Source organism: Planomonospora corallina (assembly GCF_042650625.1).
Lineage (GTDB): Bacteria > Actinomycetota > Actinomycetes > Streptosporangiales > Streptosporangiaceae > Planomonospora_B > Planomonospora_B corallina.
In genome coordinates, this window is sequence record NZ_JBHSBM010000017.1 from 634,960 (window position 1) to 649,172 (window position 14,213).

Below are 14,213 nucleotides of genomic sequence, written 5' to 3' on the forward strand. Positions count from 1 at the left end.
CGCCCCAGGGGCGGCGGCCGCGGTGGCCGCCGTACCGAAGGAGTGCGGGAGGACGACCCCCGCCGTCATGAGAACGGCCACCCCGAGCCGACGCCCAGCCTTCATGGAACCTCATCCCCTCATAGCACTGCTTATTGGATCAACGGGCCATACCGTGCTGTCTGGATGCTTCCGCGCTGGGCTGCAAAGCCATAGCCAGCGGCCGGTCTGTTTAAAGTGGTCGGGTGCCAGAAAAAACGCATCCGAACATCGAGAAGGTCGCCGCGATCCTGAGCGAGCACGGCGTCTCCGGTGAGATCGTCGTGTTCTCCGAGGCCACCCCCACGGCGGCCACCGCCGCCGCGCAGCTCGGCTGCGAGGTCGGCGCCATCGCCAACAGCCTGGTCTTCGACGCCGACGGCGAGCCGCTCCTGGTGCTCACCAGCGGAGCCCACCGGGTCGACACCGGCCTGGTCGCCGGGAAGATCGGCGCGGCCCGGGTGCGGCGTGCCGCCCCCGAATTCGTCCGGGCGGCCACCGGCCAGCCCATCGGCGGTGTCGCCCCGGTCGGTCACCCGGCCCCGATCCGGACGCTGGTCGACACCTGGCTGGCACGGCACGAGGTGGTCTGGGCCGCGGCGGGCCACCCGCACAGCGTCTTCCCCACCTCCTTCGGGGAACTGGTCCGCATCACCGGCGGTGTTCCCGCGGAGGTCGAGTGATCGGCGGTTATGCTCCGAACCGCTCCACGTCCCTTCCCCGGCCGGGGCGCCGGGGTCTCCCCGCCGGAGGCGATCGATGACCACGGTCTGGCACAACCCGCGCTGCTCCAAGAGCCGCTGCGCCCTCGACACGCTCACCGGGGCCGGACAGGACGTGGTCGTCCGCCGCTACCTGGACGACCCGCCCACGGCCGCCGAGCTCTCCGAGGTGCTCGACCGGCTCGGCCTGGAGCCGTGGGACATCACCCGGATGGGGGAGGCGCGGGCCCGCGAGCTCGGGCTGGCGGACAGGGCCCGTGACCGGGACGAGTGGATCGCGATCCTGGTCGCCGACCCGATCCTGATCCAGCGCCCGATCGTCCTGACCGACGACGGCCGCGCCGTGGTCGCCCGCGACGACCAGACCCTGGAGGACCTCCTCAAGTCCTGACGCCCGCCACACCGCGCGCGGCCCGCCGGGTCCCGCCCGGCCGGGCCGGCCGTACGGTTTCCTGCGGGTCCTGGGGCGGGTCCCGCGTTGCCGTATCGAGCCGGGCGGTGCGGGGCGTGGGGGCGGGCCGGTGCTGCGGGTTTCGGCCGGTTGCTCTCCTGGGTGGTTCCCGCGTTCCCGGGCCGGGTCGGTGTCCGTGAGCGTGGGTGCGTGCCCATGCGGGCCGTAGCGTCTCGCTCCTGGGCCGCCCAGTGCTCTCGCCGACGCTGAAGCGATCCGCGCGGGACCGGCTCAGGGTCGCCCGCCGTCGCCTTGCGGCCACACTGTCGGGAAGGAGCTCATGGCCGCTCGCCGCAGGGAGCCCCTGCCGGGAGCGGAGGTCCGTCCGTGAGGGTGCTGTTCCGGCCGGCGGCGAACCGATGCGCGGGGTTGAGTCTCCAGCAGGGGGAGACGAGAGGGTGGGGGCATGGACGGCGACACGCTCTACTCGATCGGCGACCTGGCCCGGCGGACCGGACTGACGGTCAAGGCCATCCGGTTCTACTCCGATTGCGGGATCGTGCCGCCCGCCGGCCGCAGCCCGGCCGGTTACCGCCGCTACGGCATCGACGCCGTCGCACGCCTGGACCTGGTGCGCACGCTCCGCGACCTGGGGGTGGACCTTCCCACGATCCGGAGGGTTCTGGAGCGGGAGGTCACGCTCCCCGAGGTCGCCGAAGCGCACGCCGCGGCCCTGTCGGTGCAGATCCGAGTCCTGCGCCTGCGGCGTGCGGTGCTCATGGCCGTGGCCGAGCGCGGCTCCACCCCTGAGGAGATGAGTCTCATGCACAAGCTGGCCAAGCTCTCCGAGAACGAGCGCCGACGTCTGATCGACGATTTCCTCGACAGCGTCTTCGGCGGCCTGGACACCGATCCGGGGATCGCGGGGGTCATGCGCTCGATGACCCCGGAACCGCCCGATGACCCCGAACCCGGCCAGGTCGAGGCGTGGGTGGAGCTGGCCGAGCTGTCTCAGGACCCGGACTTCCGCGCTCTCATGCGGCGTACGGCCGAGCAGTACACCGCCGAGCGTGCCCTGGGCGGAGCCGCGGGCCTGCGGCGCGACGCGGTCGCGGTCGTCCGCGACGAGGCGGGGCCGGCCCTGGCGGCCGACATCGACCCCGCCTCGTCCCAGGCCGATCCGATCGTCTCCGCGGTCATGGCACGATGCGCGGACATCGTCGGCCTGCCTGATGACGCCGGTTTCCGGCACCGGTTGCTGGCCCGGCTGGAGACCGCCGGTGACCCCCGCAGGGAGCGGTACCTCCGACTGCTCGCCGTGATCAACGGCTGGCCTGCTCCGGTGAGCCTGACGCCGGTGCTCGACTGGTTCGCCCAGGCCTTGCGCATCCGGCTTCGGGCGAAGGATCCGGGAACGGACACGTCGATGACCGTCTGAGCCCGGCCGCCATCGTGCTCTCGACTCCTGGTGTCCCGAGGTGGAAATGCGGATGCCCCGGTAGCCGCTTTCCGATCGCAGGGGTACCACGGCGGACGGCGTTCTCCGGCCCGGTTCCCGGCGTCCGCGCGACCTGCTCGCCGCTCACGGTGGGAGCCGGGCTCGTCCGCCTGCGCGGATTGATCCGGACCAGGGGAACCCCCATGAGGGATCGTCCCGCGGCATGTGGTTCCCGTCACCGGGACTACGCTCTGCGCATGTCCTCCCGAGCCTCCTCCGCCCGTCCTCCCCGGCTGAAAGAACCGCTCGCGCCCCAGTTGCCCGCGCCGCTCCATCCCGCCGGACTTCCCGATCACGGACTGGAGGACGACGGCATGTACCGGTCCCTGGAGTTCACGGGCACGGACATGGCGTCTCACCGCGCGGACGCGGTCGACTTCGAGGGGTGCCGTTTCACCGATGTGCGGCTCTCCGGCATGGAGATGCGCCAGGCCGGTTTCTCCAACGTGGAGATGGAGCGGTGCGACCTGTCCAACTCGGCGGCCGGAAGTTCGATGATGCAGCGGACCCGGGTCTCGGCGAGCAGACTGACCGGCATGTCCTGGTCCGAGTGCGTGTTTCGGGACGTGGTGTTCGACGCCTGCCGCGTGGACCTGGCGGGTTTCCGCTTCTCCACCTTCAAGAACGTCGTCTTCCGCGACTGCACCATGGTGGAGGCCAGCTTCCAGAACGCGGGCCTTCGGGGGACGCGCTTCGAACGGTGCGAACTCACGGGAGCGCAGTTCTCCAACGCCCGGATGGAAGGCGCGCGGTTCACCGACTGCACCTTGCTGAGGATCAACGGCGTCACCGGCCTCAGAGGAGCGACCATCACGAGCAGGGACGCCCAGGGGCTGGTCTATAGCCTGGCGGGCGCGATGGGCATCACCATCGAGGACTGAGCGGCACACTCCGAGCCCCCGGCAGGGGCTCCCTGCGGCGAGCGGCCATGAGCTCCTTCCCGCCAGTGTGGCCGCAAGGCGACGGCGAGCAGCCGTCAGCCGGACCCGTACGGATTGCTTCAGCGTCGGCGAGCGCACTGGGCGGACGGAGAGCGAGACGCTACGGTCCGCATGGGTACGGTGCGCACGAGGCCCGCCCCCGCGCCCACGGCGACCAGCCCGGCGCGGGAACGCGGGAGCCGTCCCAAGAACGGCGGAAAAAGACCCGGCAGGGGACCGTACGAGAGTCAGGAGGGGTGGGCGGCGCGGCGGCGGAGGAGGAGCATGGCCGCGTCGTCGGCCAGCGGCCGTCCCACGTGGCGGAGCAGGTCGGCACGGAGCGCGTCGAGGGCGAGCTGGGGGTCGGGGTCGGCCAGCAGTCCGGCGTGGGAGGCCAGCGGGTAGAACTCCCCCTTGCCGTCCCGGGCCTCGACGACCCCGTCGGTGTAGAACAGGATCTGGTGGCCCGGCTCGAACGGGAGCTGGTACGGCACGGGCTCGACGGCCTTGAGCGTGGTCATGCCCAGCGGGAGGGCCTCCTCGGGAGGCTCGGCGAACCACGGCTCGCCGTCGGCGGTGAGCACCATGGGCGGCGGGTGGCCGCAGTTGAGGACCGTGACGGAGTCGCCGCCGGTGATCTCCGCGAGCACGGCGGTGACGAACTGCTCACCGGAGAGCTCCCGGGTGAGCGCGTTCTCCAGGCGGGAGACCACGCCCTGCAGCTTGGCCTCGTCGTAGGCGGCCTCCCGGAAGGCGCCGAGCACCACCGCGGCGGTCTCCACGGCCTCCAGCCCCTTGCCCTGGACATCGCCCACGATGATCCTGACCCCGTGCGGGGTGGTGGCGACCTCGTACAGGTCGCCGCCGATCCGGGCCTCGGCCGTGGCGGAGGTGTAGGAGACGGCGACGCCGATCCCCGGTCCGGCCCGGCGCGGCACCGGCCGGAGCAGCACCCGCTGGGCGGCCTCGGCCACCGAGCGGACGTCGGCGAGCTGCCGCTCGTGGCGGAGCCGGCCGGCGCTGGCCAGGACGCTGGCCACGGTCACTCCGAGGATGGCGGCGACGGTGGTGGTGGTACGGGAGGCCCCGAGCTCGTTGTAGAGGCCGAGGGCGACGCCGAGCAGGAGGGCGATGACGCCGACGACGGTGGTGCGGGCCAGGCCGCACGCCACGCTGGCGAAGGCGGGGCCGAGGGCGAGCAGGGGGAGGAGGCCGGCGGTCGGGCCGGTGCCGAAGTCGATGAGGGCCACCACGGCCATCACGGCGAACGGCAGGAGCTTCAGGACGGCCTGGGTCTTCCCGGTCTCCACCGAGGTGAGAAGCCGCGTGAAGGCGCGGCCCCGCAACGAGGCCAGCGACGTCAGGAGGGCGGAGAACCGCTTCTGCGGGCGCGGCGAGGAGAGAGTCCGACGATCCTCTCTCCTGAGCATCTCACCACGTCTCGTTGAACAGCCGTTTGTTTTTTCCTACCACAGTGATAGGCATCGGCGTCGCGCTACACGTGATGTTTAACAGAGACGGCACACGACATGGGCGGGCGCGCCGGGGCCCGGCGCGCCCGTGACCGGGTGGGGACGTCAGAAGGAGTCGACGGCCCGGCGGGCCTCCGGGTCCAGGACCCCCCAGTTGATGAGCTCCTCGGTGAGCTCGCTCGGCGACTTGTCGTAGATCACGGCCAGGGAGCGCAGGTCCTCCTGGCGGATGGACAGCACCTTGCCGTTGTAGTCGCCGCGCTGGCTCTGGATCGTGGCCGCGTAGCGGGCGAGCGCGCCGGCCTTCTCCTTGGGGAGCTGGGAGAGGCGCTCAAGGTCGATCACAAGCTTCGGCGTGGGGCCGAGCGGGCTCGGGGCCGCACCGCCGGGCAGCAACTCCGAGACCGGGACCCCGTAGAAATCCGCGAGCTCGGCAAGCTTCTGCACCGTGACAGCACGGTCGCCACGCTCGTAGGAGCCGACGACAACCGCCTTCCACCGTCCACGGGACTTCTCTTCGACTCCGTGCAGGGACAGGCCCTGCTGGGTGCGGATGGCGCGGAGTCGTGCACCCAGCGACTTGGCGTATTCAGACGGCATGGTGTGGCCCCCCGGTCTTCTCCAATGTAGTGCTTTCACTTGATTGTGCTACCTCGCGCCGTATGCTCCGGTCACCGGGTGGGCACCCAGGGTAGGTGCCCGTGGTGACCGGAGAGTGAGGGTTCACCCGCTAACGTCACGGCGTGTGGTTACGGACAGTGACGGTAAAGGGGTGGGCGCAGAAGGTCAAGCTGATTGGAAAAAAGAGGTCGAATCCGGTCCGGTGTGGTCCTCCGTGAACGTCGCGCTTGTCCCTTCCGGGAGCCGCCTCCCCTCCCGCGCGCCGGTACGGCCGGGCAGGGATCACAGAGTGCTGGCCAGGGGCCGGGTGGCGTCGGGCGTGATGATGGTGCCCGCGTGGCCGTCCATGATCCGCCCGGCCCCGTCCGGCCTGCCGATGGCGGCCATGTCGCCGGTCTTCTCCACGACGGAGCGGGCGGCCTCGGCCTTCGGCCCCATCGAGCCGGCGGGGAAGTCCTCCGCGCGCAGCTCGTGCCCGGTGGCCGGCCGGCCAGGGAGGCCACCGCGGTGCGGACGTTGTCCTGCTGGGTCCCGGCGTCGGGCCTCTGGCCCCGCCGCAGCGGCGCGTTGCCCCCGAGTGCGACCAGGACGCGCATGTCAGCCCCCCAGGGTGGCGACCATGACGGCCTTGACGGTGTGCAGGCGGTTCTCGGCCTGGTCGAACACGATGGACCGGGGCGACTCGAAGACCTCCTCGGTCACCTCCAGCGACGCGTGGCCGGTCTTCTGGAACAGGTCCTCGCCGACCGAGGTCTCCCGGTTGTGGAAGGCCGGCAGGCAGTGCAGGAACTTCACCCCGGGGTTCCCGGTGGCCTCCACCAGCTCGGCGTTGACCTGGTACGGCATGAGCAGCCCGATGCGCTCGTCCCAGACCTCCGCGGGCTCCCCCATGGAGACCCACACGTCGGTGTAGAGGAAGTCGACCCCCTTCACGCCCTCGGCCGGATCGTCGGTGAGGGTGATCGAGGCGCCCGTCTCGGCGGCGAGTGCCTCGGCGGGGCCGACGACCATGCCCTCCTCCGGCCAGAGCGCCCTGGGCGCGGCGATCCGCACGTCCATGCCGAGCAGCGCCCCGGTGACGAGCAGCGAGTTGCCCACGTTGTTGCGGGCGTCGCCGAGGTAGGCGTAGGAGATGCCGTGCAGCGGCTTGCCGCCGTGCTCGGCCATGGTCAGCATGTCGGCGAGCATCTGGGTGGGGTGCCACTCGTCGGTGAGGCCGTTCCAGACGGGCACCCCGGAGTAGGCCGCCAGCTCCTCGGCGTGGGCCTGCCTGCGGCCGCGGAACTCGATGCCGTCGTACATCCGCCCGAGCACCCGCGCGGTGTCCTTGACCGACTCCTTGTGGCCCATCTGCGAGCCGCCCGGGCCGAGGCAGGTGACGTTCGCCCCCTGGTCGTGGGCGCCGACCTCGAAGGCGCACCGGGTCCGGGTGGAGGTCTTCTCGAAGATCAGCGCGATGTTCCTGCCCTTGAGCCGCTGCTGCTCGACGCCGGCGTACTTGGCGGCCTTACGTGGCGGTGGGAAGAGGAGAGCGGTCCGCCGCGACGGGCCGTGGTGGGGGAGGAGAGGGCGGTCCGCCGCGGCGGTCAGACGCCGTCGCGTTCGATCGGGCAGCTCATGCAGCGCGGTCCGCCGCGGCCGCGGCCCAGCTCGCTGCCGCGGATGGTGATGACCTCGACGCCGTTCGCGCGCAGGTGGTTGTTGGTGGTGGTGTTGCGCTCGTAGGCGACGACCACGCCCGGTTCGACGGCCAGCACGTTGCAGCCGTCGTCCCACTGCTCGCGCTCGGCGGCGTGCACGTCCTGGACGGCGGTCAGCACCCTGATGTCGTCCAGGTCCAGCGCGTCCGCGATGGCCCGGTGCATGTCCTCCGGCGCGTGGTCGGTGATCTTCAGTTCCTTGGGGTTGTCGCCCGGCTCGATCGTGTGGGCCGGCAGCATGCCCAGCCCGGCGTACTTGGTGAAGGTGTCGGCGTCCACCTGGGTCATGACGGTGTCCAGGTGCATGAACGCGCGCGCCTTCGGCATGTCCAGTGCGACGATCTTCTTCGCCCCGCCCCTGCCGAACAGGCTGCAGGCGAGCATCTCCACGGCCTGCGGCTGGGTGCGCTCGCTCATCCCGACCAGTACGGCGCCGCGGCCGATGACTAGGACGTCACCGCCCTCGATGGTGGCCGGGGCCGCCGCGGTGCCGTGCATCCAGACGTGGTAGCCGTTCCCGGCGCCGGGCCGGTCGTAGCCGCCGGCGAACATCGGGTGGTAGCGGTAGACGGCCTCGTAGTTGACGGTCTCGCGCTGGCGGGCCTTCTTGCGCATGGCGTTGATGGAGACGCCGTCGTAGATCCAGCACGAGGTGTCGCGGGTGAACAGGTGGTTGGGCAGCGGCGGCAGGATGAAGTCGTCCATGGCCATCGTGTGGAAGGTCAGGCTCTTGGGCTCGGGCGAGAACTCCAGGAACTCGCGCTTGGTCAGGCCGCCGGTGAGGAAGGGCTGGAGCGTCGTCGCGTCCATCGCGTCGAGCGTGTTGCGGACGGCGTCGGTGGCCAGCGGCCCGAGCCGGCGCGAGTCGACGCTGCCGTCGAGGATGTGCTTGCGGGCCTCGGGCATCTCGGTGATCGTGCGCATGATGTCGGAGAGCAGGTGGACCGTGATGCCGCGCTCTCGCAGCACCCGCTGGAACTCCTCGTGCTCCTCCATGGCGCGCTGGACCCACAGCACGTCGTCGAAGAGCAGGTCGTCCTTGTTGGTCGGGGTGAGCCGCTTCAGCGCCAGCGCGGGACGGTGCAGCAGCACCTGGCGGAGCTTGCCCACCTCGGAGTCGACGTGAAACGCCATGTCAGGTCTCCCTGGGTCGATGGGGGCGGGTTCAGGCGGGCGACGGCGGGGCCGGGGGGCCGCCCCGCGGGCCGTACTCCCCGCGCCTGGCCTTGACCCAGATGTAGACCGGGATGCCGGCGAGCATCATCAGGAAGCCGGCGAAGACCGCCTCCATGCCGGCGCCGTACGTCATCCAGAAGGCGAACAGGATGGCGAGGACGGTGATGACGAGGTCGCGGCCCAGCCGGGCGCCGCTGACCCCGCGGGCCCCGGTGACGAGCCAGAACAGCTGGGCGCAGGCGGAGAAGAAGTACGGGATGACGGTGGTGAAGGTGGCGACGAGCAGGATCTGGTTGAAGCCGCCCTCGGTGCCGAAGTAGTTGTAGACGGCCACCAGCGAGGTCAGCGCGGCGCCGAGGAGGATGCCGAAGGCGGGCGCGCCGCGGCGGTTCTCGCCGGCGAAGGCCTTCGGGAACATGCCGTCCCGGGCTGCGGCCAGCGGCATCTCCGCGACCAGCATGGTCCAGCCGTTGATGGCGCCGAGACCGGAGACGATCGCGCAGGCCGCCATGACGCCGCCGCCGACCGTGCCGCCGAACATGCCGTTGATGGCGTCGGCGAACGGGGCGGTGGAGTTCACCAGCCGCTCGTGCGGGACGGTGCCGAAGACGGCGAACGTGCTGAGCATGTACATCGCGGCGCAGATCAGCACGCCGTACACACTGGCCCGGCCGACGTTGCGGGCGGGGTCGGCGACCTTCCCGGCCACGACGGTCGCGCTCTCCACGCCGGAGTAGATGAACAGCGTCAGCGCGCCCGCGGTGGACAGGGCGGCCGGCCAGTCGCCCCCGGTGACGTTGAAGGCGCCGAAGTCGGCGCCGTCGACGAAGAACAGGCCGACCACGGCGACGAAGACCAGCGGGATGAACTTCAGCACCGCGGTGACCAGCGCGAACCAGCCGATGTTCCTGACGCCGCCGAGGTTGATCAGCGCCGGGATCCAGAGGGCGGCCAGCGCGAGCGCGAGCTGGCCGCCCAGGGACGTCCAGCCGAGGAAGTAGTTGACGTAGTTGACCCAGACCACCGCCATGGCGGCGTTGCCGATCCAGGCGGTCAGCCAGAACGACCAGGCGTTCCAGAAGCCCGGGAACTCGCCGAAGGCGTCCTTGGCGTAGGCGTAGGGACCGCCGCCGGCCGGGATGCGGGCGCCCAGCCTGCCGAAGACCATGGCCAGCGCGATGGCGCCGACCGTGACGACGCCCATCGCCAGGATGCTGACCGTGCCGTAGGCCGCCAGCGAGGCGGGGAGCAGGAAGACCCCGGTGCCGACGATGTTGCCCACGACGAGGGCGACGGCCGCAGGCAGTCCCAGTTTGCCGGGCCCGGCCACCACGGCGCCTCCCGGGCCGCCGGGGCCGCCGGGGCCGCCGGGGCCTTGGCCGGCCGGGGCCTGGCCGGAGGTGACCGGTTCTCGCCGGTGCGAACCAGACGCTTCCTCCATCGCGCCCCCCGACGCATAGTCCCTCTGCCGCCCGCCTTCGCGGGCAATGCCCGCTGGCATTCCCGGGGGGTGCGGGGTGAAACGCCCGGTTCCCGGCGAAAGGCGGGACCGGCGTCGCCCGTCCCCCTCGCCCCTGGCCCGTCGCCCGTCACCCGTCGGCGGGCGGCGGGCGAGGGTCGCCTCAGTCCTCGCGCGACCGGGCGAGGGCGGCGGCGCCGCCGACGATCTCGGTCAGCTCCGTGGTGATCTCCGCCTGCCGGGCGGAGTTGGCCTGGCGGGTGAGCGCGGCCACGAGGGCCTGGGCGTTCTCGGTGGCCGACATCATCGCCTGGCGGCGGGAGGCGTGCTCGGAGGCGCTCGACTCCAGCAGCATCCGCCAGACCACGGCCCGCACGTACTGCCGGAGCAGGCGGTCGAGCACGGCCTCCGCCGACGGTTCGAACTCGTACGGCGCCGGGGCGGCCGCCGGGCCGCCGTCCGCGGACTCCTCCACCGCGAGGGGGAGGATCCGGTGGACGGCGGTGCGCTGGGTGAGCATGGAGACGAACTCGGTGTAGACGACGTGCACCTCGCCCACGCCGCCGGCGCGGGTGGGCCGGTCGAAGGCCTCCACCAGCGTCTGGCCGATCTCCGCGGCCGTGTCGTAGACCGGATGGCCGGACATGCCCGTCCACGCCCGCTCCACCGGCCGGTGCCGGAAGCGGTAGAAGTCCACGGCCTTGCGCCCCGCCAGGTAGAAGACCGGCTCCTTGCCCTGCTCGCGCAGGAGCGCGGCCAGCGCGTCGCCCTGGCGCAGCACGTTGTGGTTGAAGGCGCCGCAGAAGCCGCGGTCGCTGGTCATCAGCAGGACGGCCACGCGGGAGGTGTCGGGCCTGCGGTTGAGCAGGGCGTGGTCCAGGTGGGTGCGGTGCTCGATCACGGTGGAGGCGGCCCGGGTGATCTCCCGGGCGTACGGCCGGGCGGCCTCCATGCGCTGGCGTGCCCTGGGGACCCGGGAGGAGGCGATGAGCTCCTGGGCCCGAGTGATCTTGGCTGTCGACCTGACGGAGCGGATGCGCGCGCGGATGGCGCGGAGCTGTGCGCCCATGGTGACCTCCTCCGGCCTGTCCCGGCCCGTGATCGTGCCACGGCGGCCCCGGAGCGGCCCTGGGGCACGCGGTGGTCCGGGGAAGGTTTTACCGGGCTACGGCATCCGGATGGCGCGAGTATCGTCGTTTTAGTCGGGTTTTGTCGTGATTGGTGCGATAACCGCCCGGTTCTGGGCGGGCGTCCCGCGGCTGATACCGTGAGGGCGTCGACTTCCTTTAAGACCCGTCCCGTGAGGCGGGAAAGGTGGTGTTCTCTTTGGCCGACGCCGTTTCGCATGCCCGCGGTCAGGTCCCCGGCCCGGGTGTGGCGCACGCCGTCCTCGAAGGCCCCGACATCAACCGGGCGCTGATCCGCATCTCCCACGAGATCCTCGAACGCACCAAGGGTGGCGAGGGCATCGTCCTGCTCGGCATCCCGACCCGCGGGGTGCATCTCGCCCGCCGCCTGGCCGAGCACATCCGGCAGTTCGAGGGCCGCACCGTCCCGGTCGGCTCCCTCGACATCACGATGTACCGCGACGACCTGCGCACCAAGCCCGCCCGTCCGCTCGGGCGCACCGAGCTGCCGGCCGAGGGGGTCGACGACCGGACGGTCGTCCTGGTCGACGACGTGCTCTACTCCGGCCGCACCGTCCGCGCCGCGCTCGACGCCCTGGGCGACCTGGGCCGCCCGCGCGCCGTCCAGCTCGCCGCCCTGGTGGACCGGGGCCACCGCGAGCTGCCCATCCGCGCCGACTACGTCGGCAAGAACCTCCCCACCGCCAAGACCGAGATCGTCAAGGTCTACGTGGAGGAGACCGACGGCCGCGACGCGGTCGTGCTCCTGAAGGAGGGGGAGAAGTGAACCGGCACCTCATCTCGGCGGCCGACCTGAGCCGCGACGACGCCCTCCTCGTCCTGGACACCGCCGACGAGCTGGCGAAGATCTCGGAGCGGTCCATCAAGAAGCTGCCGACCCTGCGCGGCCGCACGGTGGTCAACCTCTTCTTCGAGGACTCCACCCGGACCCGGATCTCGTTCGAGGCCGCGGCCAAGCGCCTGTCGGCCGACGTGATCAACTTCTCCGCCAAGGGCTCCAGCGTCTCCAAGGGGGAGTCGCTCAAGGACACCGCGCTGACCCTCCAGGCCATGGGCGCCGACGCCGTGGTCATCCGGCACGGCGCCTCCGGCGCGCCGCACCGGCTGGCCGGCTGGGTGCGCGGCAGCGTCGTCAACGCCGGCGACGGCACGCACGAGCACCCCACCCAGGCGCTGCTCGACGCCTTCACGATGCGCCGCCGCCTCGGCTCGCTGGACGGCCGGAGGATCACCATCGTCGGCGACGTGCTGCACAGCCGGGTGGCCCGCTCGAACGTGCTGCTGCTGTCCACCCTCGGCGCCGAGGTGACGCTGGTCGCCCCGCCGACCCTGCTCCCGGTGAGCGTCGGCTCCTGGCCGTGCGCGGTCTCCTACGACCTCGACGCGGTGCTGCCCAAGTCCGACGTGGTGATGATGCTGCGCGTGCAGCGCGAGCGGATGAACGCCGCGTTCTTCCCCACCGAGCGGGAGTACAGCCGCCGCTACGGACTCGACCGCGACCGCGTCGCCAAGATGCACGACGACGCCCTCGTGATGCACCCCGGGCCGATGAACCGGGGCATGGAGATCGCGGCGGAGGTGGCCGACTCGCCGCGCTCGACGATCGTCGAGCAGGTCGCCAACGGGGTGACCACTCGCATGGCCGTTCTGTACCTGCTGCTCGGCGGCGCCAACCTCGGGGGAGAAGACCAGTGAGCATCGTCATCAAGGGCGCGCGGATCCTCGGCGGCGAGCCCGCCGACATCCTCATCGACGGCGGCGCCATCGCCGAGGTCGGCCACGGGCTGACCGGCGACGAGACCGTGGACGCCGACGGCCTGGTCGCCCTGCCCGGCCTGGTCGACCTCCACACCCATCTGCGCGAGCCCGGCCGCGAGGACGCCGAGACCGTCGAGACCGGCACCCGCGCCGCGGCCCTGGGCGGCTTCACCGCCGTGCACGCCATGGCCAACACCTCCCCGGTCGCCGACACCGCCGGCGTCGTCGAGCAGGTCTGGCGGCTGGGCCTGGCGGCAGGCCACTGCGACGTGCAGCCGGTCGGCGCGGTCACCGAGGGGCTCGGCGGCGAGCGCCTGGCCGAGCTCGGCGCGATGGCGGACTCCGCGGCCCGGGTCAGGGTCTTCTCCGACGACGGCAAGTGCGTCTCCGACGCGGTGCTCATGCGCCGCGCCCTGGAGTACGTCAAGGCCTTCGACGGCGTCGTCGCCCAGCACGCCCAGGAGCCGCGCCTGACCGACGGCGCGCAGATGAACGAGGGCGCGGTCTCCGGCAGGCTCGGCCTGACCGGCTGGCCCGCGGTCGCCGAGGAGGCGATCATCGCCCGCGACTGCCTGCTCGCCGCGCACGTGGGCTCCCGCCTGCACGTCTGCCACGTCTCCACGGCGGGCTCGGTGGAGATCATCCGCTGGGCCAAGTCCAAGGGCTGGAACGTCACCGCCGAGGTGACCCCGCACCACCTGCTGCTCACCGACGACCTCGTCGAGGACTCCCCGCTCGGGGCCTACAACCCGATCTACAAGGTCAACCCGCCGCTGCGCACCCGCGCCGACGTCGAGGCGCTGCGCGAGGCCCTGGCCGACGGCACGATCGACGTGGTCGCCACCGACCACGCCCCCCACCCGGTCGAGGACAAGGAGACCGAGTGGGCCGCCGCGGCGATGGGCATGATCGGCCTGGAGACGGCCCTGTCGGTGGTCCAGGAGGCGATGGTGGAGACCGGCCTGCTCGACTGGGCGGGCGTGGCCGAGCGCATGTCGTACGCCCCGGCCCGGATCGGGCGGCTGCCCGGCCACGGCCGGCCGCTGGAGGCCGGCTCCCCGGCCAACATCACCCTCTACGACCCCTCGGTGCGCACGCCGGTGGACCCGTCCGGCTACGCCTCCAGGAGCCGCAACACCCCCTACGAGGGGCGCACGCTGCCCGGCCGGGTCGTCGCCACCTTCCTGCGGGGCCGCCCGACCGTCCTCGACGGCAAGCTCGCGTGACGGTCGCGCTCCGTCCGCCCGCGCGGGGTCCGCGGGGCGTCCCACATCGTGGAGACGCTCCGCATCCCTGCGTCGGATATTTCATACTTTCATCACCAATGACT

At 71.8% G+C, this 14,213-nt stretch carries 13 protein-coding genes and 1 pseudogene; 7 read left to right on the forward strand and 7 right to left on the reverse strand.

The genetic code is table 11. From position 1 onward, the window contains the following. The first annotated feature begins 224 nt into the window (after positions 1 to 224). The 4 genes from ACFOWE_RS16065 to ACFOWE_RS16080 all read left to right on the forward strand — a co-directional run bounded on the left by ACFOWE_RS16065 (position 225) and on the right by ACFOWE_RS16080 (position 3,510). Complete coding sequence (locus ACFOWE_RS16065) at positions 225 to 701, forward strand: YbaK/EbsC family protein (protein WP_377288436.1); 477 nt, start codon at positions 225 to 227, stop codon at positions 699 to 701. A 76-nt stretch (positions 702 to 777) separates the two neighbouring features. Next, positions 778 to 1,131, forward strand: coding sequence for an arsenate reductase family protein (locus ACFOWE_RS16070; RefSeq protein ID WP_377288438.1), 354 nt, complete (start codon positions 778 to 780; stop codon positions 1,129 to 1,131). Positions 1,132 to 1,597: 466 nt separating this feature from the next. After that, complete coding sequence (locus ACFOWE_RS16075; RefSeq protein WP_377288440.1) at positions 1,598 to 2,569, forward strand: MerR family transcriptional regulator; 972 nt, start codon at positions 1,598 to 1,600, stop codon at positions 2,567 to 2,569. A gap of 257 nt (positions 2,570 to 2,826) precedes the next feature. Then, positions 2,827 to 3,510, forward strand: coding sequence for a pentapeptide repeat-containing protein (locus ACFOWE_RS16080; protein ID WP_377288442.1), 684 nt, complete (start codon positions 2,827 to 2,829; stop codon positions 3,508 to 3,510). Positions 3,511 to 3,797: 287 nt separating this feature from the next. Here the strand turns inward: ACFOWE_RS16080 and ACFOWE_RS16085 are convergent, their stop codons facing one another. The 7 genes and pseudogenes from ACFOWE_RS16085 to ACFOWE_RS16115 all read right to left on the reverse strand — a co-directional run bounded on the left by ACFOWE_RS16085 (position 3,798) and on the right by ACFOWE_RS16115 (position 11,046). Beyond that, on the reverse strand, positions 3,798 to 4,859 hold the full coding sequence (locus ACFOWE_RS16085; protein WP_377288444.1) for a PP2C family protein-serine/threonine phosphatase: 1,062 nt from the start codon (positions 4,857 to 4,859) through the stop codon (positions 3,798 to 3,800). Between the two features lie 267 nt (positions 4,860 to 5,126). After that, positions 5,127 to 5,621: a transcriptional regulator BldD gene (bldD, locus tag ACFOWE_RS16090; RefSeq protein WP_068894204.1), complete on the reverse strand. Its 495-nt coding sequence runs from the start codon at positions 5,619 to 5,621 to the stop codon at positions 5,127 to 5,129. 303 nt (positions 5,622 to 5,924) lie between these two features. After that, positions 5,925 to 6,080: a hypothetical protein gene (locus ACFOWE_RS16095; protein WP_377288446.1), complete on the reverse strand. Its 156-nt coding sequence runs from the start codon at positions 6,078 to 6,080 to the stop codon at positions 5,925 to 5,927. A 159-nt stretch (positions 6,081 to 6,239) separates the two neighbouring features. Beyond that, a pseudogene (gene argF, locus ACFOWE_RS16100) lies at positions 6,240 to 7,151 on the reverse strand (ornithine carbamoyltransferase); the annotation flags it as partial. A 77-nt stretch (positions 7,152 to 7,228) separates the two neighbouring features. After that, positions 7,229 to 8,476, reverse strand: coding sequence for an arginine deiminase (locus ACFOWE_RS16105; protein ID WP_377288448.1), 1,248 nt, complete (start codon positions 8,474 to 8,476; stop codon positions 7,229 to 7,231). Positions 8,477 to 8,507: 31 nt separating this feature from the next. Then, positions 8,508 to 9,851, reverse strand: coding sequence for an amino acid permease (locus ACFOWE_RS16110; protein ID WP_377288449.1), 1,344 nt, complete (start codon positions 9,849 to 9,851; stop codon positions 8,508 to 8,510). Between the two features lie 289 nt (positions 9,852 to 10,140). Continuing rightward, positions 10,141 to 11,046: a F0F1 ATP synthase subunit gamma gene (locus tag ACFOWE_RS16115; protein WP_377288451.1), complete on the reverse strand. Its 906-nt coding sequence runs from the start codon at positions 11,044 to 11,046 to the stop codon at positions 10,141 to 10,143. Positions 11,047 to 11,303: 257 nt separating this feature from the next. On the opposite strand from ACFOWE_RS16115, the gene pyrR reads away from it, so the two are divergent. Genes pyrR through ACFOWE_RS16130 form a run of 3 tightly spaced genes read left to right on the forward strand, consistent with a single transcriptional unit; the run spans position 11,304 to position 14,109 of the window. Beyond that, the gene (pyrR, locus tag ACFOWE_RS16120; RefSeq protein WP_377288453.1) at positions 11,304 to 11,891 is read left to right on the forward strand and encodes a bifunctional pyr operon transcriptional regulator/uracil phosphoribosyltransferase PyrR; all 588 of its coding nucleotides are present in this window, start codon (positions 11,304 to 11,306) and stop codon (positions 11,889 to 11,891) included. Next, the gene (locus ACFOWE_RS16125; RefSeq protein WP_377288455.1) at positions 11,888 to 12,820 is read left to right on the forward strand and encodes an aspartate carbamoyltransferase catalytic subunit; all 933 of its coding nucleotides are present in this window, start codon (positions 11,888 to 11,890) and stop codon (positions 12,818 to 12,820) included. The genes pyrR and ACFOWE_RS16125 overlap by 4 nt, the downstream gene beginning before the upstream one ends. Continuing rightward, positions 12,817 to 14,109, forward strand: a complete 1,293-nt coding sequence (locus ACFOWE_RS16130; protein ID WP_377288456.1) for a dihydroorotase — start codon at positions 12,817 to 12,819, stop codon at positions 14,107 to 14,109. The genes ACFOWE_RS16125 and ACFOWE_RS16130 overlap by 4 nt, the downstream gene beginning before the upstream one ends. Positions 14,110 to 14,213 lie beyond the last annotated feature (104 nt).

What these genes read in the sequence shown, in the direction of transcription:
- ACFOWE_RS16075 (WP_377288440.1), top strand. Translation starts at nt 1,598, where the DNA reads ATGGACGGCGACACGCTCTACTCGATCGGCGACCTGGCCCGGCGGACC.
- ACFOWE_RS16115 (WP_377288451.1), bottom strand. Translation starts at nt 11,046, where the DNA reads ATGGGCGCACAGCTCCGCGCCATCCGCGCGCGCATCCGCTCCGTCAGG.
- bldD (WP_068894204.1), bottom strand. Translation starts at nt 5,621, where the DNA reads ATGCCGTCTGAATACGCCAAGTCGCTGGGTGCACGACTCCGCGCCATC.
- ACFOWE_RS16080 (WP_377288442.1), top strand. Translation starts at nt 2,827, where the DNA reads ATGTCCTCCCGAGCCTCCTCCGCCCGTCCTCCCCGGCTGAAAGAACCG.
- ACFOWE_RS16070 (WP_377288438.1), top strand. Translation starts at nt 778, where the DNA reads ATGACCACGGTCTGGCACAACCCGCGCTGCTCCAAGAGCCGCTGCGCC.
- ACFOWE_RS16095 (WP_377288446.1), bottom strand. Translation starts at nt 6,080, where the DNA reads ATGGGGCCGAAGGCCGAGGCCGCCCGCTCCGTCGTGGAGAAGACCGGC.
- ACFOWE_RS16105 (WP_377288448.1), bottom strand. Translation starts at nt 8,476, where the DNA reads ATGGCGTTTCACGTCGACTCCGAGGTGGGCAAGCTCCGCCAGGTGCTG.